Genomic DNA, 24,803 nt, shown 5'->3' on the forward strand with positions numbered 1-24,803 from the left:
CAGAGAACTCATATGACATTTTATCTGTTAATCAACCTCAAAATCAACACCCTACTTGCATGCTACTAGTGCTAGCCATGTTTTTAGCCCAGAAAGAATTGTTATTCTAGAATTTCTTTGTTCCCAGGCAGCGATCGCTCTTCACAACGCCCAGCTTTTTGCCGATGCCAGTCTCAAGTCTAAAGTGATCGAATCTTCCGTTGATGGCATGGCAATTCTGAAAAACGGTGTATTTAACCCTCTTTTGTCACTCTCCGCGATTTCCTAATAATAGAAAATTTTCAAGAGTAACTATATCAATTCATTGAGATGTTTGTAAGCGAATTTTGCTTTTTGCGATCGCAAAATTAATTGATACTAAGAAATAATGAAGTAATCGCTTATCAGACAAGGGTTGCAGAATCTAGAAATGACAATTGTTTTCGGAGAGTGACAAAAGAGGGTTATTTTTACCAAATGAGAGTAAATCAACGACCTTGGCTCTTGAATATTAAAAGGTAATCGCTGAGTTAGGAGTTCATAAAGCGTAACTCCCAAAGAATAGTAGTCACTGCGATAGTCTAAACTGCGGTTCATTCTCCGTGTTTGCTCGGGGGAGATATATGCTAAAGTTCCTTCTAGGCTCTGGTAATTTTGAATCGACTTTTGTTCTTTAGATAGTTGGGTAGCAATGTCAAAGTCGATTAATTTTAAGACCCCTGTATGCCGATTAAATAAGAAATTGCTGGGGTTAATATCTTTGTGAATTACATTTGCCTGATGCACAATGTTTAGAGCATCGATCGCCTTAATACCGAAATTAAGAATTTCTTCTAGGGCAAATTTTCGCTCTTCTAAAGAATCTCTTAGAGACTTTGCTTGACAATTTTCAAAAACAATAGCCAATCGGCGATCGCAGTGGATTAACTCATAGGCTTTAATGATGTAGGGATGTTTTAAAGACTTGATAATTTCATATTCTTGCCGATAGCGGCAAATAGTCTCTAGCGTAGGATATTCTGGTTTAGTTAACATGAATTTAAAGCCTAAATTACGATTATCATAAAGATCCCCCTAGCAATTCTTTCTATCACAGATGCTCAATGAGAAGTGGCAAATTTTATCAACATCCAATGCACCCATAGAATTTGTTAGCGGGGTACAAAAAATTACGGGAAAAGATGCCAAATATTGCGCCCAACTGTTGTGGCAAAGAGGAATTAAAGATTTAGATAAGTTACCAGGATTTTTAGATGATACCCAATATCAACCTGCTAGTCCCTTTGTTTTTGGAGTAGAGATAGAATGGGCAATGGCTCGTCTACAACAGGCACGCAGTCGCCAAGAAAAAGTCACTATCTGGGGAGACTTTGATGCGGATGGGATTACTTCGACCAGTGTCTTATGGGATGGGTTAGGACAGTTTTTCACGCAATATTTACAGCTTGATTATTATATTCCCAATCGGATGACCGAATCTCATGGTTTAAATTGCCCAGGGATAGCTAGATTGGCAGAAGCGGGGACAAAGCTTATTGTTACTTGCGATACAGGTAGTACTAACTTAGAAGAGATCGCCTATGCGACGGATCTCGGTATTGATATTATCGTTACGGATCACCATACTTTGCCCGAATCTCGTCCCGAAGTTACTGCCATTATCAACCCCCGTTATCTAGCAAAAGACCATCCTCTCTATAGTCTTTCGGGAGTAGCAGTGGCTTACAAATTGGTCGAAGCACTTTATCAAACTCTACCCGATATACCTCAGCAGCCCTTAGAAAACTTATTAGACTTGGTGGCAATTGGTTTAATTGCCGACTTAGTAGAATTAAAAGGGGACTGTCGTTATCTAGCCCAAATTGGGATCAAACAACTTCAAAAGCAAGTCAAACCAGATACCATGACTCGCCCAGGCGTAGCCAAACTATTAAATTACTGTAAGGGAAATGGCGATCGCCCTACAGATATTTCTTTTGGTTTGGGACCTAGAATCAATGCTGTTAGTCGCATTCATGGCGATGCTAGTTTTTGTGTGGAATTACTTACCAGTAAAGATCCTCAACGGTGTAGTCAATTAGCAGAAGAGGCAGAATTAGCCAATACCCGTCGCAAGTCTTTGCAGAAGGATACGATTAATCGCGTCACCAAAAAACTACAGCAATTGGATCTGTCTACCACCTCAGTAATTGTCCTCGAAGATCCTCAATGGCAAGGAGGTGTTTTGGGTTTGGCAGCAGGACAAATCGCTCAAGAATATGGTCGTCCCACAGTGTTGTTGAGTAGCGGTGGTGCAAATGACGACGGGGAAATCTATGCTAGAGGATCTGCCAGATCGGTTAATGGGATCGATCTATATCAACTGGTTAAATCCCAAGGGGATTTATTGCATCGCTTTGGGGGACATCCTTTTGCTGCGGGGTTAAGTCTGCCTATGACCAATCTCAATCTATTTAAACAAGGAATTAACCAGCAGTTAAGGCAACAAATTGATGTTACTGAATTGATACCTCAAATTGATGTAGATCTGGTGGTAACAGTAGGAGATTTGGGACGAGATTTATTTGATGAATTGAGACAACTTGAACCCTATGGTATGGGCAATCCTATCCCCAAATTATTAATTAAAAATTGCTGGTTTAAAAATGCTTGGAATCAAAATATCCAAGATAATCGCGGGAATAAAATTCAATATATTAAAACTACGTTTAAAATCTGGGATGAAACAACTAAACAAGGTTTTCCTGGTTTGTGGTGGGGACATTATAAAGATGAAATTCCTGTCACGGGCAAGTGTGAAGCGATCGCCGAATTGGATTTTAATACCTTTAGCAAACAGTATGAAATTAGATTAGTTGCTGTCCGTTTGACATCAGAAAATTCTTGGTTAAATTCAGCAATGGATCGATCGCTTTCAATTATAGATCGCCGTTTAAAACCCCAAGAATTAGACGATCTAGAAGTCTCCTCAACTAAAACTAATATTATGCAACATTGTCCCGATAATTGGGGCAATATCCGCCGAGAGTACCGCGATGCCACCCAAAGTGGTCGCGCCCTTGTTTTGGCTTATACTCCTGACGCAGCAACGGACGTAGCCAAAACTTGGCAAAAATTGGTCGGGATTGCTAAATATTTAGTGCGGACTCAAAAAAAAGTGAGTAAATTACAAATACAAACCCAATTAAACATCGGCGATCGTAGTTTTTATTTAGGATTAAATACTTTAAATCAAGCAGGTTTTCAACATATTTTTCAAGATAATTTATATCAATTTTCTGATAATAGAGAAAAAATAAATTTAGAATTGCCGACATATATCGATCGCTTTATTTCAGCAATTGAAGAAGAAAAATTTCAGCAACAATACTTTTATCAAGTCCCCCTAGTTACTATCAATCAGCAACTGGTCAGATAGTTATTCATCGATCCCCACTAATTCTTTGACCAATAATAATTACGTTTTTTCACCTAAGCCTTAAGATAGGTGGCGATCGTTATTTCTTCGGGTTATGTTAAACAAATCACATATCGAGAAGTATTTTCAATTATCTGGTGATGTATATAATGCCACAATTATTATTAACTAATACCCAGTATATTCCTCACGGACATTGCTATTTATGGCAAACTCCTTTGGTTGGATTGCATGTTGCAGCGGATACTTTAATCGCGATCGCTTATTATCTAATTCCGATATTTTTAATTTATTTTGTCCGTCAAATAGACGAGCTACCTTTTAAAAATATTTTTATCCTTTTTGGGGCTTTTATTGTATCTTGTGGCACTACTCATTTAGTAGAAATTTGGACACTTTGGCATCCTAATTATTGGATTTATGGCATTCTCAAAGCAATTACAGCTTTAATTTCTTTATATACTGCTTTTTCTTTAATTCCAATAATTCCTGTAGTTATAAATCTTCCTTCACCACAGCATTTAGCAAGTTTGAATTTACAACTAAGCGAGCAGGTAATTGCCAAAGATAACGCCCGACAAGAAATAGAACGGCTCAATTTAGAACTAGAAAAGCGAGTAGATGAAAAAACGGCAGCCTTGGTTAAAGCCAATCAAGACCTACAAGAAAGTACTAGATTTAAAGAAAAACTTACAGATTTAACACCGAACATTCTTTATATTTTTGACTTAAAAACCAAGCGTAATATTTATTGCAACCCTTTTATTACCGAACTCTTAGGCTACACTCCTACAGAGTTACAAAAATCAAACAATGGCTCGATCTATGAATTAATCCATCCCGAAGATATAGAAACCATTAAAAAACATCACGAGAGATGTTTGAATTTACCAGATGATAAATATTTGGAAGTCAAATATCGTATCAAAAACATCCAAGGAGAATGGCATTGGCTACACGACAAAAATACTATCTTTGCTCGCAATCTAGATGGCAAACCAGAGCAAATTTTAGGTATTGCTCAAGATATTACTCAAACCAAAGAATTAAATCAAAAACTAGAAGATAAAATTGCCGTCCTTGAAAAAAGTAATCAAGCTAGAATTAAGCTAGCTAAAATGAATGAGTTTATTCAAGCTTGTGTGAGTTTAGAGGAAGCTAAAACCGTAGTGGCAGATCTACTAAAACCACTATTTCCCCATACAAGTGGGGTAGTTTATCTGATGAATAATAGCAAAAATATTTTAGATGCGATCGCATCTTGGGGAGATCTCCATAGTGAAGAACATTTAGATCCTAAAGAATGTTGGGCAATTCGTTGCGGAAACTCTCATCAAGCCCAAATTCATCTCCCAGGATTATATTGCTCCCACGTAGATATTCACCAACCCTCTAGCCCTACCCTTTGTTTGCCCATGATTGCCAAGGGAGAAACCATTGGTATGCTACATCTTAGCTTTCACAAACTGACAACAATCGAGCGATCGATTCAGAATTTAGCCGAAACCGTGGCGCAAAATCTAGCACTATCTTTCGCCAATCTCAAACTTCAGGAAAAACTCAGATTTCAAAGTCTGCGAGATCCCCTCACTGGCTTATATAATCGTCGCTATCTCCAAGAAGCCCTCCGCAAAGAAATTGACCGCGCCAAGCGCAAACAGCAGTTTATTGGGGTAATTATGTTGGATGTAGACCATTTTAAAAAGTTTAATGATATCTATGGTCATAGTGCGGGAGATTTAGTACTCCATAAGATAGGTGAATATCTCTTATCCGAAGTTCGTCAATATGACATTCCCTGTCGCTATGGCGGAGAAGAATTAATCATTATTATGCCCGATGCTTCGATTGAAAATACTGTGCTGCGTGCAGAAGAAATCCGAGGGGGAATCAAAAAAATACAGCTAGAACATGAAGGCAAAACACTGCAATCAATCAGCGTTTCCATTGGAGTTAGCTGCTTTCCTGATGATAGCACCGATGCCGAAAAACTAATTCAGACAGCAGACAAAGCCCTCTATCAAGCCAAAGAAAAGGGTAGAGATTGTGTTGTCAGGTGCTAATGACAAACTTGACTATTCAATTTTAATTATCACTGAGACGATATACCTCTTCCGCGACTCGTTTTAACCTACGTAGTTGAGCTTGCATATCTTTTTTAGTCAGACTCGCTGCAAAAGTATTAAAGCCCCAAGTAACTATAGGGTTGGGAATCTCAAACTCAAAACGGTTGAGCAAAAAAGTACCATATTTAGTCGGCTGACATTCCCAGCGATCGCGTCCTTTGAAAAAGCCATTAAACTCCCAAACAATTAATCCAGGTTCTCTTTGAGCTACGACAGTCCTCAGACTTGGCTGCAATAAAGGTATCTTAATCGTGAATCGACTCAAGCTACCGACATCAGTACTCCACGTACCTATTGGCTCGCATTGCAACAGAGGATTGAGCCAACGATGCATCAACTCTAAATTGGTCAAGCATTCTTCGGTAATTACAGCACTAGCTTCGATTTGGATAGATTGTTCAAAAAATTGAGACGATGGCATTATTTACGATCAAAAATCAAAAAGATAGACTAATTGTTTCAAAATCTACATATACATACATGTACAATTAATTTTTTCTTAACTTTTAAACAACAGTATCGATGCAGATCTTTTGAAAACATTAATAAGGTTGACGAAACATTAAGTTTGGACTAAGCATATTGGCTGAAAAAAGCGAATAACATTAACTTTTTCAGTATATGGAATTTAATTTGGCATAATTATCGCAGAAAAATATATTTGACGAGCAAAATAACAAGACATCTAAGAGAATTCTCGCTAATATCAATGGCGGGAACGAATAGATGAATTAAAACTAAAAAACATGACACAAATAATTAGTAATATTTCGTCACTAGATCCTCTGCTTGTAGCTCAGGCTGGAGTTGGAGATCGAATAACCAACTTGGTTAATGGCAACTTAGGATCTTCTGCACTAGGAGTAATCAAGGCAATTGTTATCCTAGTACTAGGTTTAATTGTTGCTTCTATTGTTAAAGGGCTAATCAAAAAGTTACTCAATAGCACTGATATAGACAATAGAATTGCTAGTGCAATTTCAGGGCAAAGAGGCGGAGATGCAATTCCTATAGAAGATTGGATCTCTAGTTTGTTTTATTGGCTAGTAGTGCTGTTTGCGGTTGTAGCTTTCTTAAACGCGCTGCAACTAGATGCTGTCTCTGCTCCTTTAAATACCCTTCTAAGCCAAATTACAGGCTTCATCCCTAAGATTTTGGGTGCAGCTTTCTTGTTGGGTATTGCTTGGGTGGTAGCTACCATAGTCAAAACTTTGGTGACAACAGCCCTAGGAGCATTGAATATCGAACAACGTTTGGGATTAGATGCAGGAAGTTCAAATGATTTCTCCTTAACCGATACCTTGGGTAATGCCCTATATTGGTTTATTTTCTTACTCTTTTTGCCAGCAGTACTAAATGCCCTACAGCTAAACGGAACTCTTGAGCCAATCCAAGAAATGCTCAATGAAATTCTGGCAATGCTTCCTAATGTTTTGGGCGCGGTTATTATTGGAGCTGTATTTTGGTTTATTGCCACTATTGTCAGACGCATTGTTGCCAACTTATTGGCTGCTACTGGCGTAGACAACATTGGACGCAAATTTGGCTTGGGTAGAGGTGGATCGGGACAATCTCTTTCTTCTATCATTGGTACGGTAGTTTTTGTTCTCATCCTGATCCCAGGAATCATCTCTGCTCTAGAACAACTACAGATTAGTGCTATTTCTGAACCTGCAACTGATATGCTCAATCAAGTCCTGGACTTGATGCCTAAAATCTTTGCAGCAGGTGTAGTGTTAGCCTTCTTCTATGTTGCAGGACAATTTGTCTCGGATTTTGTGACTAATATCCTAACTAATTTTGGTTTTAATAACCTCTTGCAATGGTTGGGTCTTTCTCCAAGTGATGCTGACTTACCGACTCCTGGGGAAGCATTGACAGACGATTCCATAGAATTAGGTTTAGGCTCAGAACAGCCTACTATGATTCAAACTGGCCCTGTGGTAGCTGCTAAAACTCCCTCCGAGCTAGTTGGTTTGCTTTGTTTGGTAGGAATCATGTTGATTGCTACTTTAACCGCAGTGGATATCTTAGGAATTCCTGCTTTACAAGAAGTAGTTAGCGTAATTTTAGCGATCGCTGCTCAAGTTCTGATTGGAGTAATTGTCTTTGCCATTGGCTTATACTTAGCCAATCTAGCCCACAATTTGATTCTAGCTTCGGGAGCAACTCAAGCTGGATTGTTGGCTCAATCTGCTCGGATTGCCATTCTGGTTTTAGTGGGTGCAATGGCACTAAACCGTATCGGGATAGCTCCTAATATTGTTAACTTAGCCTTTGGCTTAATCTTGGGCGGAATTGCTGTAGCGATCGCCTTAGCCTTCGGCTTGGGTGGTAGAGAAGTAGCTAAAGAAGAATTGAGATCTTGGGTCAATTCCTTTAAAGGAAAATAATTCCGTTTAAGTTACTCGATCTAACTTAGTTATTTGGGCTTCCAGCAAACAACTGCTGGGAGTTTTTTATTTTGTATCGCCCTTGATATTCCTCGCTCCTCAACTTGATTACTATATTTTTATTCCTTTATCGGTTATTCTTTGTCTGAGATATTTATTTCATTAGCGAGTATTAACAAAGATACCTCGCTTTTGGATAAGCTAGTAAATACATCTAGCTTAGTGGGTGGCAAAGAGAGGAAACGATTGAGCAAGCAAACAACCCTAATAGACCGATTACAAGAGCAAGAGAGTAGACAACCCCACAAGAGGGCGTTTACTTTCTTAGCTGATGGTGAAAATGAAATAGATAGTCTTACCTACCAACAACTAAATCACAAGGCTAAGGCGATCGCTTCTGTACTACAGAGTCATAATGCTCAAGGGCAAAGAGCATTGTTGCTTTATCAGCCAGGGCTTGACTTTATTACTGCTTTTTTGGGCTGTTTGTATGCTGGAGTTGTTGCCGTGCCAGTATATCCGCCCCGAGCCAATCGTTCTCTAGATCGCCTCAGTGCCATCGTGGCTGATGCCGAAGCCAGTTTTGCTCTGACCACTCAATCGATCGCAAATCAAGTTGCAGACAAGTTTGACCTCCACCACACCACCGAAAAGATTAAATTTATCGCCACTGATGCTTTTGAATTACACTTAGCCCAAGATTGGCAATATCCAGATATTTCGACGGACAGTCTAGCTTTCTTGCAATATACCAGCGGTTCGACTGGTAAACCAAAAGGAGTAATGGTTAGTCACCAAAACGTGATGGCTAACTCGATAACTATTAATCATTGTTTTCAGAATAATCGCCAACATACTGCGGTTTCCTGGCTGCCTCCCTATCACGATATGGGCTTAATTGGCTGTATCATCCAGCCAATGTATGTCGGGTTGTCAATGTACATTATGGCTCCTGTCACCTTCTTACAACGTCCCTATCGTTGGCTGAAGGCTATTTCTAAATACAGAGGCGTCACTAATGGTGGCCCAAATTTCGCTTACGATCTTTGTGTCGATCGCATTACCCCAGAACAAAAAGCGGATTTAGATCTTAGTTGTTGGGAGCTTGCTTTCTCTGGTGCAGAGCCAGTTAGAGCAGAAACCATCGCTCGCTTTAGTGAATATTTTGCTGAGTGTGGTTTTCGCAAATCTGCTTTCTATCCTTGCTATGGCATGGCAGAATCTACCCTGATGATTACTGGGGGAGATAAATATCGAGATATCGTTACCCAGGAGTTTGATGGCAAAAAGCTGGAGCAAAATATTGCAGCACCTCCTAGCAATAAAACAAATAAAGTCGTGTTGGTTAGTAGTGGTAGCAATATCCCAGGACAAAGTATTGTTATTGCCAATCCAGATACCCTAAAATCCTGTTCCGATGGCGAAATTGGCGAGATCTGGTCAAAAAGCGATAGCGTAGCCCAAGGATATTGGAATCGACCAGAATTAAGCGATCGCAATTTTGAGGCAGTGCTGGCGGATACCCAAGAAGGGGGATGGTTGCGTACTGGAGATTTGGGATTTTTGCAGAATGGGGAATTATTCGTCACGGGAAGATTGAAAGATCTGATTATTATTCGCGGACGCAATTATTATCCTCAAGATATCGAACTCACCGTTGAAAATGCCCACGAAGCGATTAGACTGGGCAATATCGCAGCCTTTGCTGTAGAAGTTGACGGAGAAGAAAAATTAGTTATTACTCCAGAAATCAAACGAACTCATCTCCGCAAATTAGACGTAGAGGAAGTCACTAAAGCCATTAGAAAAACGGTAGCCCAAAACCACGATCTACAAGTCCACGCGATCGCTTTAATTAAAACTGGCGGTATCCCCAAAACATCCAGCGGAAAAATTAAACGTCACGCCTGTAAAGCAGGATATTTAGACGGGAGTTTAAATACAGTCGGGGAATATAAATCACAAAACAGTAGGGGCGAAATGCCTTTCGCCCAAAATAGAGATTTCACCAATAATCAATCCAACCAACAACAAATTCAAGATTGGTTAGTTGAAAATTTGGCGCAGCGTTTGGCTATACCTGTATCAGACATAGATATTAACGAACCCTTTGCTAGTTCTGGTTTAAATTCCGTAGATGCAGTAAGTTTGTCGGCAGATTTAGAAGACTGGCTAGATATCCAACTCTCTCCCACGATTGTGTTTGACTATCCCAATATTGTCGAACTTGCCGTTTATTTGTCGAACAATCGAATATCCCAAGAGCAAACAGCCTCTCGTCCCTACAAATCACCTAACCAACAACAAGATATTGCCATTATTGGTATTGGTTGTCGTTTTCCTTCCGCCAATAATATCCAAGAATTTTGGCAGTTATTACGGGATGGCAAAGATGCCATTAGTAAAAGCGATCGCTGGTCGGAATCTTATTACGGTGGTTTTATTGATGATGTGGATCAATTCGATCCGCAGTTTTTTGGCATAACTCCTCGCGAAGCACAAAGCATAGATCCCCAACAAAGATTGTTACTTGAGGTTAGTTGGACAGCCCTAGAAGATGCAGCCGTGGCTAATCAAGAATTAGCTGGTAGCAATACTGGTGTGTTTATCGGCATGAGTAGCAGCGACTATTCTCAACTAAGATTCCACTATGGGGTAGATATCGATGCCTATGCAGGAACAGGAAATGCCCATAGCATTGCTGCAAACCGCCTTTCCTATCTATTTGACCTAAAAGGACCTTCTCTCGCGGTAGACACCGCTTGTTCTTCGTCTCTAGTGGCGATACACCTTGCTAGTCAGAGTTTGAAAACAGGAGAATGCGATCTGGCGATCGCAGGTGGGGTGAATTTGATGTTATCCCCCGAACTTACTCAGACTTTCTCCCTAGCGGGAATGATGGCGGAAGACGGACGCTGTAAGACTTTTGATGCCAATGCGGATGGTTACGTAAGAGGAGAAGGCTGTGGCGTAATTATCCTCAAACGGTTGGATGATGCCCAAAAAGATGGCGATCGCATTTTAGCAGTTGTGAAAGGTTCGGCAATCAATCAAGATGGTAAAAGTAATGGTTTAACCGCACCTAATGGATTATCTCAACAGGCGGTAATTCGTCAGGCATTGGCTAATGCGGGGCTAGACTCGGCAGATATTGGTTATGTTGAATCTCACGGTACGGGTACTTCTTTGGGCGATCCGATTGAGGTTAATTCTCTCAAGGCGGTATTAGGACAAGGACAAGACAATACTTGTTATCTAGGTTCGCTTAAAACTAATATAGGACACTTGGAAGCAGCAGCAGGAATTGCAGGTTTGATTAAAACTGTTTTGTGTTTGCAACATCAAGCCATTCCACCCAATTTGCATTTTAAACAGTTAAATCCTCTCATCGATATTGCAGATACAGGAATTACTATTCCTCAAGAGTTACAGCCTTGGAATGGGGGAAAGAGATATGCGGGGGTAAGTTCATTTGGTTTTGGGGGTACTAACGCCCATGTTGTTTTGGGAGACGGGGAAAGACAAGGGGACAAGGGGACAAGGAGACGGAAGTTACAGTTGCTTACTCTTTCGGCTAAAAATGAATCTGCTTTGACAGATTTGGTTTTAAGTTATAAAGATTATTTGGAAGAACGAGAAGATGTAGATTTAGCGGATATTTGTTATACAGCTAATACGGGAAGAATTCATTTTGATTATCGTGTTTTCATCCCTTGTGAGTCAAAAGAAGAATTGCGATCGAAACTCGCTCAAGTTACCGCAGGAAAACTTAAATCAGGAATTGTCAAGGGGGAGGTTAGTCATAACCATCAAATCGCCTTTTTGTTTACGGGACAAGGTTCGCAATACGTCAACATGGGCTACCAGCTTTATCAAACCCAACCCTTATTTAAACAAGCTTTGGATCGTTGTGGGGATATTCTGGATGCTTATTTAGAAAAGCCACTCCTCGAAGTTTTATATCCTCAAGGCGGACAACCGTCAAACTCTACTAATTCTTCGATCCTCAATGAAACTGTCTACACTCAACCTGCTATATTCGCCCTAGAATACGCCTTGGCGCAAATGTGGATGAGTTGGGGCGTGTTACCCTCTGCTTTAATCGGTCATAGTGTAGGGGAATATGTCGCAGCAACTATTGCAGGAGTATTTAGTTTAGAAGATGGTTTGAAACTGGTAGCTACCAGGGGTAAATTGATGCAGAGTTTGTCCCACGAGGGGGAAATGTATGCAGTGTTTGCCACAGAAGCAGAAGTAGAGGCAGTAATTAAACCCTTTGAAGAAAAAGTTGCGATCGCAGCTATTAATACTGCCCAGAGTATTGTTATTTCGGGAGAAAAAACTGCTATTAGACAAGCAATTAGTTTGTTTGCCGACAATAAGATTAAAACTAAACAGTTAACTGTTTCTCATGCTTTTCATTCTCCTTTAATGAAGCCAATTGTAGCAGATTTTCAACAGTTTGCCGAATCGATTGAATATCATCCACCCCAAATTAAATTAGTTTCTAATGTTACGGGAAAAATAGCATCAGAATCAATTGCAACTGCTAAATATTGGGTAAATCATGTAATTGCAACAGTTAGATTTGCCGATGGTATGCAAGCTTTGCAGCAAGAAAACTATAATTTGTTTTTAGAAATTGGCTCAAAACCAATCTTATTAGGCATGGGTCGCTCGGTTCTATCTAATAATAAAAAAAGAGATAGTGAATGGTTGCCAAGTTTGCGTCCAAGAAAACAAGATTGGCAACAAATAATTCAAAGTTTATCGGTTTTATATGCTAAAGGAATAAATATTGATTGGCAAAGTTTTGCTTTAGGGGATAACAATAACAAAGTTAGTTTGCCCAGCTATCCTTTCCAAAGACAAAGTTATTGGTTGACTCCTAAAAATGCAGACAATAATAAAATAAAAGTACATTTACCATCTCAAGCTAAAATAGCAGTAAATCCTGATTTTTATCAAATATCATGGCAGCTATGTGAGACAAGAGTAGATGCCAAAAAAATAGACAAAGATAGTCAAACCTGGTTGATTTTTACTGGGGATAGTCTGGTAAAAGAACAGATTATAAGTGAGCTAGAACAAAGCCAACAAAAATGTATTGTAGTCAATAATTACTATCTCGATCGCGATTATCTCAATCAAATATTTAAGCAACATAAAAATATCGATCGCATTGTCTACCTGACAGGTTTAGATAATCCAGAAGCAGAAAAAATTGCATCTATTAATGGTTATCAAGAACAACACTGTACTAATATCTTAAATTTAGTCCAGTCTTTGTATGCCAATTCCCTAACTGTACCTATTTGGTTGGTAACTAGAGGTAGTTTGGAAATTGATAGTATTCTAGACTCTGGCAGTGTAGCATCCAGTTGTTTGTGGGGATTGGGTAATGCGATCGTCATGGAACATCCCGAACTATGGGGTGGAATTGTCGATCTTAGTAACAAACAAAATGAAACAGAAAACGAAAATTTATTCAAGATAATTGCTACCGAAAAAGATCGAGAAGATCGCTTTATGCTACGAGAAGATAAAATTTATCTTCCTCGCTTACAAAAACAATCGAAGTTAACCGAGAATAAAACTTTAAATATTAATCCCGCAAGTTCTTATTTAATTACTGGTGGATTGGGTTCGTTAGGTTTAAAAATAGCTACTTGGCTAGCAGAAAAAGGAGCAAAAAATTTAATTTTATTGGGTAGAAGTAAACCAAACAAAAACGCTCAACAAGCGATCGCAAAATTAGATCGACAAGGAATTAACATTAATGTTATTAGTGCAGATATAACCAATCTAAAAACACTACAAAAAACTCTATATCCCAGTCCCCTAGTCCCTTTAAAAGGCATAATCCACGCTGCGGGAATCCTCGATGATGGTTTGATGCAGGGACAAACTTGGGATAGATTTAATACAGTTATCTCACCCAAAGTTACTGGGGCGTGGAACTTACATCAATTAACTAAAGACATAGATCTAGACTTCTTTGTCCTATTCTCTTCCATTGCTTCCCTAATCGGATCTCCTGGACAAAGTAATTATAGTGTAGCCAATGCAGGTTTAGATGCGATCGCCCGTTATCGTCGCAGCCAAGATTTACCCGCAACTAGTATCAATTGGGGTGCTTGGGGAGAGGGGGGAATGGCGATTAACCAAGGGTTTAATATTAAAGGATTAGATTTAATTCCTCCTAAAGCTGGCTTTGATGCCCTAGAAGCAATATTAAGCAGTAATTTAACTCAAGTTGGCGTAATTAGCGCAGATTGGCAGCAATTAAGCCAGAAATTTTCTGCTTTACAAGCATCTAATTACTTCTCTCAATTAATACCTCAGTCAGACTCCAGTAATGATTCCTCAAGTAATAAGCAGATATTAGCCGAATTATTAGCAATAAATGTCGAAAAACGCCCAGCATATCTAACTGATTATCTGCAAAAAGCGATCGCCGAAATTCTGCAAATCGAACCTGCTGCCCTTGATGTGGATGCTAGTTTGTTAGACATTGGCATGGATTCATTGATGGTAATGGAAGCGATTAACCAATTAAAAACAGACTTGCAGTTAATCCTCTATCCCAGAGAATTTTACGAACATCCTCAAATTACCGCCTTGGCATCATATCTAGCGGTAGAATTGGCTAAAACTCATGACCGAGTAACTAAAAAAACTAGAGAGAGTAATAATCAAAGAAAAACCAGTTTATTAACCGAAAAACTACCAGCAGCAGCCTTTATTCTCTCTAGTCCTCGTTCTGGTTCCACTTTGCTGCGGGTAATGCTCGCAGGACATCCTGACTTGTCTTCCCCTCCCGAATTGCATTTACTACCTTTCGAGACGATGCAAGAGCGAGAAGCAGAATTAGGAGTTTCTCAACTAGGAGAAGGTTTAAAACGAGCATTTATGACACTAAAAGATATTAGTGCTGAGGAAAGTCAAGCTTTAGTAGAAAGCTTGATTCAAGAAAATCTTTCTGTGGCGCACGTATATCAAATGTTGCAACAGCTAGCAGGAGAGCGATTACTATTAGATAAGTCTCCTACCTATGCTAGCAACCGCGAGACTCTAAATAAAGCCGAGAATATATTTAATAACGCAAAATACATTCATCTAGTGCGCCACCCCTATTCCGTAATTGAATCCTTTACGCGGATGCGGATGGATAAGCTAGTGGGATCGGGAAAAAGCGATCCTTACGAGATGGCGGAATTAATTTGGCGCAATAGTAACCAAAATATTATTAACTTTGCTGAGGATATTGATCGAGATCGTTATCATCTTGTTTACTATGAAGACTTGGTCAGCAAACCCCGCCAGGTAATGACAGAGATTTGTCAATTCTTAGACGTACCCTTTAACGAAGCAGTATTAACTCCCTATCAAGGCGATCGCATGACTGATGGCGTGAGTAACACAGCCATGTCTGTGGGCGATCCTAACTTCCTCGATCGCCAAACCATTGATGCCAAATTAGCCGAAACTTGGCGCGAAATAGAACTTCCCAAACCTTTAGGCATATATACTCAACAACTAGCACAACAACTAAAATACGAACTAACTCAAGAAGCCCAAAGCGACATTTTACCCATGCAGGAAACCCTGATTAGTATCAGGGGTTTAAAAATATGTGTTTGTACCTGGGGACCCGAAGAAGGACCTTTAGTCTTGTGCTTGCACGGTATTTTAGAACAGGGTGCAGCTTGGTCGGAAGTCGCGATCAATTTAGCCCAAAAAGGTTATCGTGTCATTGCACCAGATTTACGGGGACATGGTAGAAGCGATCGCGTGGGCAAAGGCGGTTCTTATAATCTAATCGACTTCCTCGGAGATATTGATGCTGTGGTCGAGAATTTAGCAGGTAAAGCTTTTATTTTGGTAGGACATTCCTTAGGTTCGGTCTTGGGAGCAATTTTTGCCACGATTAGACCTCAAAGAATTAAAAATATCGTTTTAGTCGAAACTATCCTACCTACCAATAACGAAGATGAAGATCCTACAACTAGTTTAACCAACCAACTAGACTATATGGCATCACCCCCCGAACATCCTGTCTTTCCCGATGTCAAAACAGCAGCCGAACGCTTGCGTCGCGCCACTCCTGCTATATCTCTATCTTTAGCGATGATGTTAGCCGAAAGAATTACCGAACCCTGCGAAGGGGGTGTCAGGTGGCGGTGGGAGCCTTTATTGCGGACTAGGGCTGGTATTAGTTTGAATGGAATCGGGCGATCGCGCTACTTGAGCATTTTAAAGAAGATCAAAGTACCCATTACCCTGGTTTATGGCGACAAGAGCAACTTTAACCGTATTGAAGATCTTAATAAACAACAGGAAGCAATGCCGAATGCTACTAAAGTGGTAGTTTCTGGGGGACACAATTTACCTTTAGAGGCACCGAATGCTTTGGCAAAGATTATTAGTGGTGCGGTAGCTTTTACTAATAAGTTAATTCCTTAATGCTACTGAAAAAAATAAGGTAAATGACAATTAACAAATGACAAATCTATCGCCTCACCGTACCTGCACGACAATCTTTTAACCATAATTGAACTCCTTGTCCGATAATGCCGTTGGTAGTTTCTCTTGGTGGCGCAGGGGGTTTAGTAGCTTTAGAATTACCAAATCGAGAATACATCATCACTGTCTGCCAAGCATCATCAGTTTGAGTTAAGAATAGCCAATGATAAGTTTGAATAGTAGCAACTTCTTTATTTTTATATTGCCTTTCCAAAACCGTAAAAAAAACCTGTTCTGGATCGCGACCTTCAATCGGATTATATTGAATTCTGGGCAGATCTAAAGGTTCAAATTCAGCTTGACTAGTAGTAACAATAAAATTTCTAACACCCTCTGCTCGATTTTTTCTTTGAGTGCGCTGAATTACTCGGTTGCTATAGTTAGGTAGATCCCTCAATAACAAAGCAGTCAATTGTTGCAGATCTTGAGGACAACTAAGGCGATCAATTGAGGATCTTTCCCCCTCGCTACGAGCATATTCGAGGGGAATAATCAGGAATAAAACTATTACTAATACAAGCGATCGCCAAACCTTCATAATTACTGATTGCTGGTTACTGATTGTAGATATAAAGAGCGATCGCTTCCTTAGGTAATTAAACGAACAAACTTCTTCTTGCCTACTTGTAGCACTTTTCCTGCCAGATCGTCAGGACTATCAAAAGATAGGTTCACGTCATTCAGGCGATCGCCTTCTAAACGTACCGCACCACCTTGAATTTGTCTTCTTCCCTCCCCACTACTCTTACACAAACCACTTGCACCCAAAATGTAAAACAATTTAGCGGGGAATTCTACCTCTGACAAAGAATATTCCGCAATATCTCCCCCCGTAGTATTGCCCTCAAGAACAATTTGTGATGCGGTTTGTTGAGCTTGGAGTGCGGAATCTTTCCCGTGAAACTGGGATGTAACTTCAATTGCTAATAGTTTCTGCGCCTCTCTAGGGTTATCGGGTAATTGCTTGAGATCGATATCAGTCAACAATTCAAAATAATCATTTAATAAAGTATCGGGGGTTTTTTCCAGCTTAGAATACATCGACAAAGCATCTTCCCTAAGTCCCACATAATTACCCAAAGACTTAGACATTTTTTGTACTCCATCCGTACCTAGCAAAATAGGCAATAGCAAACCAAACTGGGGAGTTTTACTAAAGTGTCGTTGCAGATCTCGCCCTACGGCAATATTAAATTTTTGATCTGTCCCCCCTAATTCCACATCTGCTTCTATTGCCACAGAATCATAACCCTGCATCAAAGGATATAAAAACTCATGGAGAAAGATCGGTTTTTCCTGTTTGTAGCGTTCGGCAAAACCTTCTTTAGCCAGCATTTGCCCCACAGTCATGGTGGCTAGCAACCCTTGAATTTGAGCCAAATCCAATTTACTCAACCACTCAGAATTGTAACGAATCTCCAAACGCCCTGGGGTATCAAAGTCTAAAATCGGACGTAGTTGATCGAGATAGCTTTGAGCGTTAGCTTTTACCTCCTCTGAGGTTAACTGACGGCGCACATCAGACTTCCCTGTCGGATCTCCAATTTGTGCCGTAAAATCGCCAATAATTACGACTGCGGTATGTCCTGCATCTTGAAAAGCCCGTAGTTTGCGAAAAGGAATACTATGACCCAGGTGAATATCCGTACCTGTAGGGTCAATACCTAGCTTAACTCTTAAAGGCTTTTTGCTTTGGCTAATTCGCTCGATTAAATTTTCGTTACTGCTATTGGAGTCTTGGCGATCTGGGAAAATCTCACTCGTCCCCCTGTGTAGCCAATCAAAGTTTTTATCTGAATCTGAAGACATTACCAATTACCAATTTGAACCCGTATATTAAATAGTCAGACTACCAAAATATCAGACTATTCAAATCAAATCTAGAAATCCAATCATCTGATGTTGCCTAATGAGTGACAAATGATAAATGGTAAATCATAAATGGTAAATGATAAATGATAATCGATAATTGATATGCCCTCTGGTACAACCCACGATCGCATTACTCTTTGGACGCTCCCCTGGGTAGCTAGCATTACCTATGGTTTAACTCGCAATGGAGACTTGACTTTACTTGTATCTGGGGGTTTTTTATTTAGTGGCTTGATGTTTGGCCCCGACCTCGATATTCGCTCGATACAATTCCAACGCTGGGGCTTATTGCGAGGAATTTGGCTGCCATATCGCAAGCTATTGCGCCATCGTTCTTTATTTTCTCACGGTTTAATTATTGGTACTTGTCTGAGGGTTCTATACTTGTTTCTCTTTGTAGCTGGAATTGCTATTTTTGTAGTTGGTTTTGCTCAATTATTGTTTGGTTTTAGTTGGAATTGGCAAGATTTTGTCGGGAGTAAGTTTCATCTGTTAACCCATCATCGCGATCGAGAAACTATCGCTCTTTTCATGGGTCTGGAATTAGGTGCAATGAGCCACAGCATCAGCGATTGGATTAGTTCTAGTCACAAAAAACGTTTGAACAAAAAGCCCAGAAAAACAGTTAAAGTCACTAAAATCAAACGGTAATCAAAAGAAACTATAATCGACTGCAAAATGTACTCCATTTTCTTGCAGAGAGTCTCTCGTAGTTTCCACATCCACTAAAGGAATTCCCCAATCCAAACGGGCATTAAATCTAGTTCCCATGGCAAAATTCAACCCCAACCCCAAAGAAGGTAAAGTTGCGTTGGCAATTTCTACTTCGTCAGTATTCCATAACGTACCGATATCAAAAAAAGGTGCGATCTGAACTAGACCATCAATTTTCTTAAATCTTAGAACAGGTATTTGTAATTCTGCTGAGGCGAATGCACCGCTGTCTCCCAAGCTAAGATCCTGGCGATAGCCTCTAGCACTATTGACACCACCTACCCTAAATTGTTCTAGGGGTACAAGGCTTCCTCCTGCAACTTGAACATCGCCCCGTAATAAAAACAAAAAGTCTTCATCCAATCGTCTTACCCATTGGCCTTGTCCCCGCCAAGCAAAGAAAGTACTATCAGGAACATCACCATCATTGATAGTGGCATTAAAAGCATCAATACCCAAACTAAATTGAGAACGAAAAGCTAGAACTTTTTTGTCATCTCGATTGACATATTCTTGCAATAGTCGAACCGCACTAATTCTGGTTTCTCCATCTTCGTTAGCACCGCGAGACAGAAAAAAGCCATCGTTTTGTAAAAAAGTTTCACTTTCGCTACGAGAAAAACTAATTCCCATGGCAAACTCTTGGTTGGGCTTTAATACTAAAGGTTGACGCAGATTTAACTCAAAATAACGGGATTGGGATTCTAGATCGATGGGAGTGAAAGGATCTTCGACGACATCATTAGAATTAGTGCCATAAGCTGCCTTAATCGTGCCATTTTTAGAATTGAAGGGCAGACTATAACCAAAGTCAAAACTATTGCTACCTTCGGTATTACTAAAATTAAAATCAAAGCGATCGCCTATTCCTAAGAGATTACCATGATTGAAACTGGCAGATCTTTGATTTGAGCCAACGCTGGGGGATTTTTTGTTGTTAAAGCTAGTCGATATACTAAATACATCTGCTTCTTCAATTTGAATATCCAACAAACTCGTTCCTGGTTCAATTCCTGCTGATAATTCCGCCGAAACATTATTAATTAAGGGATCGAGGCGCAATAGTTGTAGTGCAGCTAACAGAGACTCAATATTAACTGGTTTTCCCGCAGCAGCTTCAATTCTAGAGGAAATATATTTAGGAGTCAGACGTTCTGTACCAGAAACATTGATGCCTTCTAATTTGCCTTCGAGAACGGCAATTTTTACCGTACCATTATCTAATTCTTGGGGAGGGATATAAGCACCTGAATTAACGTAGCCCTTATCGGTATATAACTTTGTAATAATACTTCTGGCTTGAAATAATTCTGGCAAAGTAAGAGGGCGATCTCGATAAGACTCGATCGCTTTATCTAATTCGCGATCGCTAAAAACACTACTGCCAACTATATCAAAACTCTTGACGACGATTTGTTCGGGAACATCATTAGAGTTAGAATCTTGAGCAATAGTTCCATCGCCTGGAGATTGAGTTAATAAATTCGCTTTCTTCTGTGGCGGACTAACTTCTGCTGCGTTTAATGGCTGCAATTCCCCACAGCTTGCAATTAATGCCAATAAATAAATTGATAAAAATGATAAAGAATTATAGTTGATATTGACCTTGAAGAATTGGTTTGAGCTTAACTGTTGCCAAAAAGTATTTGGTACAAACATATTGGTAACTATGTTGGATATAGAGCCACTTTCATAGCATTCCCAAAAATACCCCATAGATAACGCGATGGTTAGTTAAAAACAGTTATTAACTGCCACTAATTTGATATCGCATTCCTGGTAACTGAACGATTAAGTCCATTAACTCTAGCTGAGATAAAGCAGCCAGAACTTCTCCCGTATTTTTGCCAGTTTGCTCGACAATTGTATCTAAAGATATGGATTTTTCATCAATAAGCCGATAGATACTCTCTAAATTTGGTTCTAGTTGAGGTGCTACCTTAGCTTGAGGTGCTACCAGATCCAAACAAGGCATTGTACCTAACATTTCTAACAACTCTTCTATCCCTAAGATTATATGCGCTCCAGAGTTGAGTAGGGTCAGACAACCTAGAGATTGAGTATTATCTAAAGAGCCTGGTAAAACATAGACATCGCGACCAAATTCGTTGGCAAAACGAGCCGTAATTAAAGCCCCCGAACGTTTTGGAGCTTCAATGATTATTACTCCACGACACAATCCTGCAATAATGCGATTGCGGGCGGGAAAGTGACCCCGATCTGGTGGAGTCTGGGAAGGATATTCACTAATAATTAAGCCTTCATTCTGCAACCTTTGATGAAGAGTGCGATTGCTGTGGGGATAGACTGTATCCACCCCCGTACCTAAAACAGCGATAGTTCTCCCCTGTGCTGACAAACAACTATGGTGGGCTATGGTGTCTATTCCTGCTGCCATTCCCGATACAATGCCAAAGCCGTGTTGTACTAGGGCTTGAGTAATTTTTTTTGTCCAACGTTTACCATATTCGGTAGGATTGCGCGTTCCTACAATCCCAATCATTGGGGTAATTCCGCTGTTTTCCTTTGATTCGACTCGTCCCGAATAATATAGTAGGGGTGGCGGACCAGGAATTTCTAATAATAGACGAGGATATTCTGGATCTGTTGGCGTCCAAAACAAGGGATTTTGCTCTAGGTATCGCGAGAGTAATGCTTCTGGATCTATCTTGTTTCTTTTCTGTTGAATAGCCATGGCAACTTTACCGCCCAAACCTTCAATTTCAGCAAAAGCGATCGCCTCAGCGTGCCAAGCCTGTTGGAGAGAACCAAAGTGTTGATAGATTTTTTTCAGAGAAATTGCTCCAATTCCCGAAATTTGCGACCACGCTAACCAATAAGCTCTTTCTTGTTCCATCGATCTTCACTTTTTACTAAATTAAGTTAGTTCCCTTAAGAGTTCTAATCTAGTTTATATTTCGCTCGATTTGATAATTTGAGTCAATAGAACCAAAAAATAGATTAAAATCGGCGGACAAAAATTGATAATAATTGGGTATCTCATCAATCTTTTAAAGTGCTTCTTTTATTGTCTTGGTATATTTTTGGAGATGATTGCACAAAAACAATTTTTAGATAGTCGATAACGTTACCGATTTTCTGAGAGAATACTTATTAAAATTATTTAAAATCAATAATTCAACCATATTTAATAAACTCAATTTAAGCCTAAAATGATTCGCATTTTAATAGTAGACGATCAAAATCTAGTTCAACAGGGCATCAAATCTCTTTTAGATCGAGATATGGAATTTAATGTTATTGGTACAGTCGAAGATGGTCGCGATGCAATCAAACAGATTCCTCAACTTAAGCCCGATGTTGTCTTATTAGATATTGAAATGCCTGGAATGAATGGTATTACAACTACTAAATATATCAATCGTATATCGCCACAAACTAAAGTCATTATTCTCAGCAGCCATGAAGATAAAAAATATATCATGGCTGCATTAATGGCTGGGGCAAAAGGCTACTTACTCAAAACCAGTTTGATGACCGATCTTAAACAGGCAATTTTAGCGGTTAATAACGGTTATTCTCAAATAGATTCCAGGTTGTTAGCCAAAGTTTTTGATCGCCAAAATATTAAAGTCAAACAAACTTCCTCAAATGTAAAATACGGGGATAAAAAACCAGATGATTCACAATTAGAACGAGACAGCAGTTTAGTAAAAAATCAAAAAGATCGGTCTAAAAATACTATTAGTTTGGATGAAGAGATAAGTTCGACTAAATTTAAAACACCCGAAGAACCAGCAGAAAAAGCGGAATCTGTAGTCACAAAATCTAAAACTACATTACCATCAACAAAAGTTGCATCTAAATTATCAAAACCTGATGCAACATCTAATTATGTTGTCAAAAAACTAGCAAATTTCTCCCCAAATATACCTGATTCCACAACCTTGGAACAGATAGATCCAGAAACTTCTGGCGAAAAATCGCCTTCCGTTGTCAATCAAACTGCTCTGACAACCGTTATCAAACATTCCTCTCTAGAACAATATAAATTTCCCATCAATAGTAGTAAAACAAAGAAGAAAACTGCACCCGTCGCCAAATATTTAACAAAGTTGGGGGCTAACCCCAGGATTTCCCGTTATAAACCCCAAATAGCTCAATTGAAGTCTCGATTGACTAAATACCAATCAAAACTAAAATCCTTACTCAAACAAAAGCAAAAACAAGATCTATTGTGGAATCTGGGGTTTATCTTATTGGGAGCAGCAGTAGTTATTATTGTGGGAAAGATCTAAAAATTACCGCAAAAATCTAGATCTTCAAAATTTTTAGGCAGGGGTAGTTTTAGTTTGATTAAACTTATTGCGATCAGGTAATTCTGTCTCCAAATATCGCAGACGAGGTTCTCTATAGGCGATCGCAACAACAGTTAAATTGAGAAGTCCCAATAGTACTAAAAGTAATGTAACTCCCTGTCCCATCCCAGTATTAATGAATTTGCTAATGCTTTGCGCTATGATGCCACCTTCTGCCATCAAAGGGTTTAAAACATTATCTACTAAAGGACCTGCTAATAAATAAGCACAAATAGCCAAGGATCTTTCTAAAGTCTGTTGCAGAGCAAATACTCGACCTTGCAGCCGACTGGGTACTTTACTTTGCCAAATTGCCTGATTACAGCTAACAATAATTGGTTGAGAAAACAAATAGCCAAAAATACCGATAGCCAAAATAAAGGTAGAAATTTTAAGACCGCCGATTAAGATAATAATTCCCTGGAAACCAACAAAGCTAATAATTGCCTTGACTCGATTTTGAGGTCCAGACCAAAGACTCATCAAAACGCTACCGACAAGCATGCCACAGCCGCCAACAGACAGGACAAAACCCAATTGTTCGGTAGACCCTGGCTGATACAATAAAGGCCATAAAACGACTTCTAGCATTCCCATCGTAAAATAACTGATGGCAATAAAACATACCAAACGGACTAAGCCTGGTCTAAGAGCGATGTAATTCCAAGCAGCAACGGCATCAGAAGCTACCTGATGGACAACTTTGCGCCTCCTTCTGGTAAATCGCTTGAAATCAGGAAATTTGACGCTCAATAAAGTAACTATCGCGATCGTGAATGTAACAATATCGATCGATAAGATGGTTTTTAAACCCCAAAATTTCATTAATAAACCCGCGATCGCTGGAGCCGCAATTTTGGCGATCGCAAACGAGGCTTGAACCATCCCGTTAGCACGACTTAAGTTTTTAGCAGTAACTAATTGAGAGATTGCTGCTATATAAGCTGGCTGTTGGAAAGCATTGAAACTAGAAGTAATAGTCAATGCCAAATAAATGTGCCAAATTGCCAGGTTATTTGAACCGACCAAGAAAAATACAGCCAAAGTTACTATTCCCGTTCCCAAATCGCTCATAATCATTGCTGAACGACGATTCCAGCGATCTACCAGAACCCCTGCCAACGGAGAAATAATTACTTTCGGGAGATACATAAACAAGATAGTCAAGGCAAATTGAGTGATCGTTCCCGTGTCTTGATATGTTCGATCTAAAATCCAAAATCCTAAAGCAAATTCGGTTAATTTAGACCCTAATAATGAAATAACTTGTCCGATCCAGACAATAAAGAAAGTTTGCATATAGTTTTAAATATTCGTTTATCAGCCAACATGAGTGCATTTAGCAGTGAGATAACAAGTAGTGTAATGGGTAGATAGATCTATTTATACAAAGTCTCAACAGTATACCCTAGTGATTTTTGTCTGCCAAAAATACCGATGGGATTTTGAGATTAAC

14 protein-coding genes are annotated in these 24,803 nt (G+C 39.5%); 7 read left to right on the top strand and 7 right to left on the bottom strand.

What is annotated here, in order from left to right:
* The first annotated feature begins 55 nt into the window (after positions 1 to 55).
* The gene (locus I4641_RS09945) at positions 56 to 268 is read left to right on the top strand and encodes a GAF domain-containing protein (protein WP_229640365.1); all 213 of its coding nucleotides are present in this window, start codon (positions 56 to 58) and stop codon (positions 266 to 268) included.
* 89 nt (positions 269 to 357) lie between these two features.
* Here the strand turns inward: I4641_RS09945 and I4641_RS09950 are convergent, their stop codons facing one another.
* A complete protein-coding gene (locus tag I4641_RS09950; RefSeq protein ID WP_229640366.1) occupies positions 358 to 1,014 on the bottom strand; it encodes a serine/threonine protein kinase in 657 nt (218 codons plus the stop codon).
* Between the two features lie 61 nt (positions 1,015 to 1,075).
* Between I4641_RS09950 and recJ the strand changes: the two genes are divergently transcribed.
* Positions 1,076 to 3,397 carry a single-stranded-DNA-specific exonuclease RecJ gene (recJ, locus tag I4641_RS09955; protein ID WP_229640367.1) on the top strand — a complete coding sequence of 774 codons (2,322 nt, stop codon included), beginning with the start codon at positions 1,076 to 1,078 and terminating at the stop codon, positions 3,395 to 3,397.
* A 149-nt stretch (positions 3,398 to 3,546) separates the two neighbouring features.
* Positions 3,547 to 5,460, top strand: a complete 1,914-nt coding sequence (locus I4641_RS09960; protein ID WP_229640368.1) for a sensor domain-containing diguanylate cyclase — start codon at positions 3,547 to 3,549, stop codon at positions 5,458 to 5,460.
* Between the two features lie 22 nt (positions 5,461 to 5,482).
* Here the strand turns inward: I4641_RS09960 and I4641_RS09965 are convergent, their stop codons facing one another.
* Positions 5,483 to 5,944, bottom strand: coding sequence for an SRPBCC family protein (locus I4641_RS09965; RefSeq protein ID WP_229640369.1), 462 nt, complete (start codon positions 5,942 to 5,944; stop codon positions 5,483 to 5,485).
* A 325-nt stretch (positions 5,945 to 6,269) separates the two neighbouring features.
* Here I4641_RS09965 and I4641_RS09970 point away from each other — a divergent pair, with 325 nt between their 5' ends.
* A complete protein-coding gene (locus I4641_RS09970) occupies positions 6,270 to 7,916 on the top strand; it encodes a mechanosensitive ion channel (protein WP_229640370.1) in 1,647 nt (548 codons plus the stop codon).
* 192 nt (positions 7,917 to 8,108) lie between these two features.
* Positions 8,109 to 16,382 (top strand): hybrid fatty acyl-AMP ligase/type I polyketide synthase, encoded by an 8,274-nt coding sequence (locus tag I4641_RS09975; RefSeq protein WP_263858202.1) that lies wholly within the window; start codon positions 8,109 to 8,111, stop codon positions 16,380 to 16,382.
* A 46-nt stretch (positions 16,383 to 16,428) separates the two neighbouring features.
* Here the strand turns inward: I4641_RS09975 and I4641_RS09980 are convergent, their stop codons facing one another.
* On the bottom strand, positions 16,429 to 16,980 hold the full coding sequence (locus tag I4641_RS09980; RefSeq protein ID WP_229640371.1) for a hypothetical protein: 552 nt from the start codon (positions 16,978 to 16,980) through the stop codon (positions 16,429 to 16,431).
* Positions 16,981 to 17,030: 50 nt separating this feature from the next.
* Positions 17,031 to 18,251: a tyrosine--tRNA ligase gene (gene tyrS / locus I4641_RS09985; RefSeq protein ID WP_229640372.1), complete on the bottom strand. Its 1,221-nt coding sequence runs from the start codon at positions 18,249 to 18,251 to the stop codon at positions 17,031 to 17,033.
* A gap of 165 nt (positions 18,252 to 18,416) precedes the next feature.
* Here tyrS and I4641_RS09990 point away from each other — a divergent pair, with 165 nt between their 5' ends.
* The gene (locus I4641_RS09990) at positions 18,417 to 18,965 is read left to right on the top strand and encodes a metal-binding protein (protein ID WP_229640373.1); all 549 of its coding nucleotides are present in this window, start codon (positions 18,417 to 18,419) and stop codon (positions 18,963 to 18,965) included.
* Here I4641_RS09990 and I4641_RS09995 read toward each other — a convergent pair whose 3' ends face one another.
* The gene (locus I4641_RS09995) at positions 18,966 to 20,687 is read right to left on the bottom strand and encodes a ShlB/FhaC/HecB family hemolysin secretion/activation protein (protein ID WP_229640374.1); all 1,722 of its coding nucleotides are present in this window, start codon (positions 20,685 to 20,687) and stop codon (positions 18,966 to 18,968) included.
* 88 nt (positions 20,688 to 20,775) lie between these two features.
* Entirely contained in the window at positions 20,776 to 21,885 is a 1,110-nt protein-coding gene (gene dprA / locus I4641_RS10000) for a DNA-processing protein DprA (RefSeq protein ID WP_229640375.1), read from the bottom strand.
* A gap of 316 nt (positions 21,886 to 22,201) precedes the next feature.
* Here dprA and I4641_RS10005 point away from each other — a divergent pair, with 316 nt between their 5' ends.
* Positions 22,202 to 23,287 carry a response regulator gene (locus I4641_RS10005; RefSeq protein ID WP_229640376.1) on the top strand — a complete coding sequence of 362 codons (1,086 nt, stop codon included), beginning with the start codon at positions 22,202 to 22,204 and terminating at the stop codon, positions 23,285 to 23,287.
* Between the two features lie 33 nt (positions 23,288 to 23,320).
* Here the strand turns inward: I4641_RS10005 and I4641_RS10010 are convergent, their stop codons facing one another.
* Positions 23,321 to 24,646 (bottom strand): MFS transporter, encoded by a 1,326-nt coding sequence (locus I4641_RS10010; RefSeq protein ID WP_229640377.1) that lies wholly within the window; start codon positions 24,644 to 24,646, stop codon positions 23,321 to 23,323.
* Positions 24,647 to 24,803: the final 157 nt, after the last annotated feature.

It is taken from the genome of Waterburya agarophytonicola KI4 (assembly GCF_020640915.1).
GTDB lineage: Bacteria > Cyanobacteriota > Cyanobacteriia > Cyanobacteriales > Xenococcaceae > Waterburya > Waterburya agarophytonicola.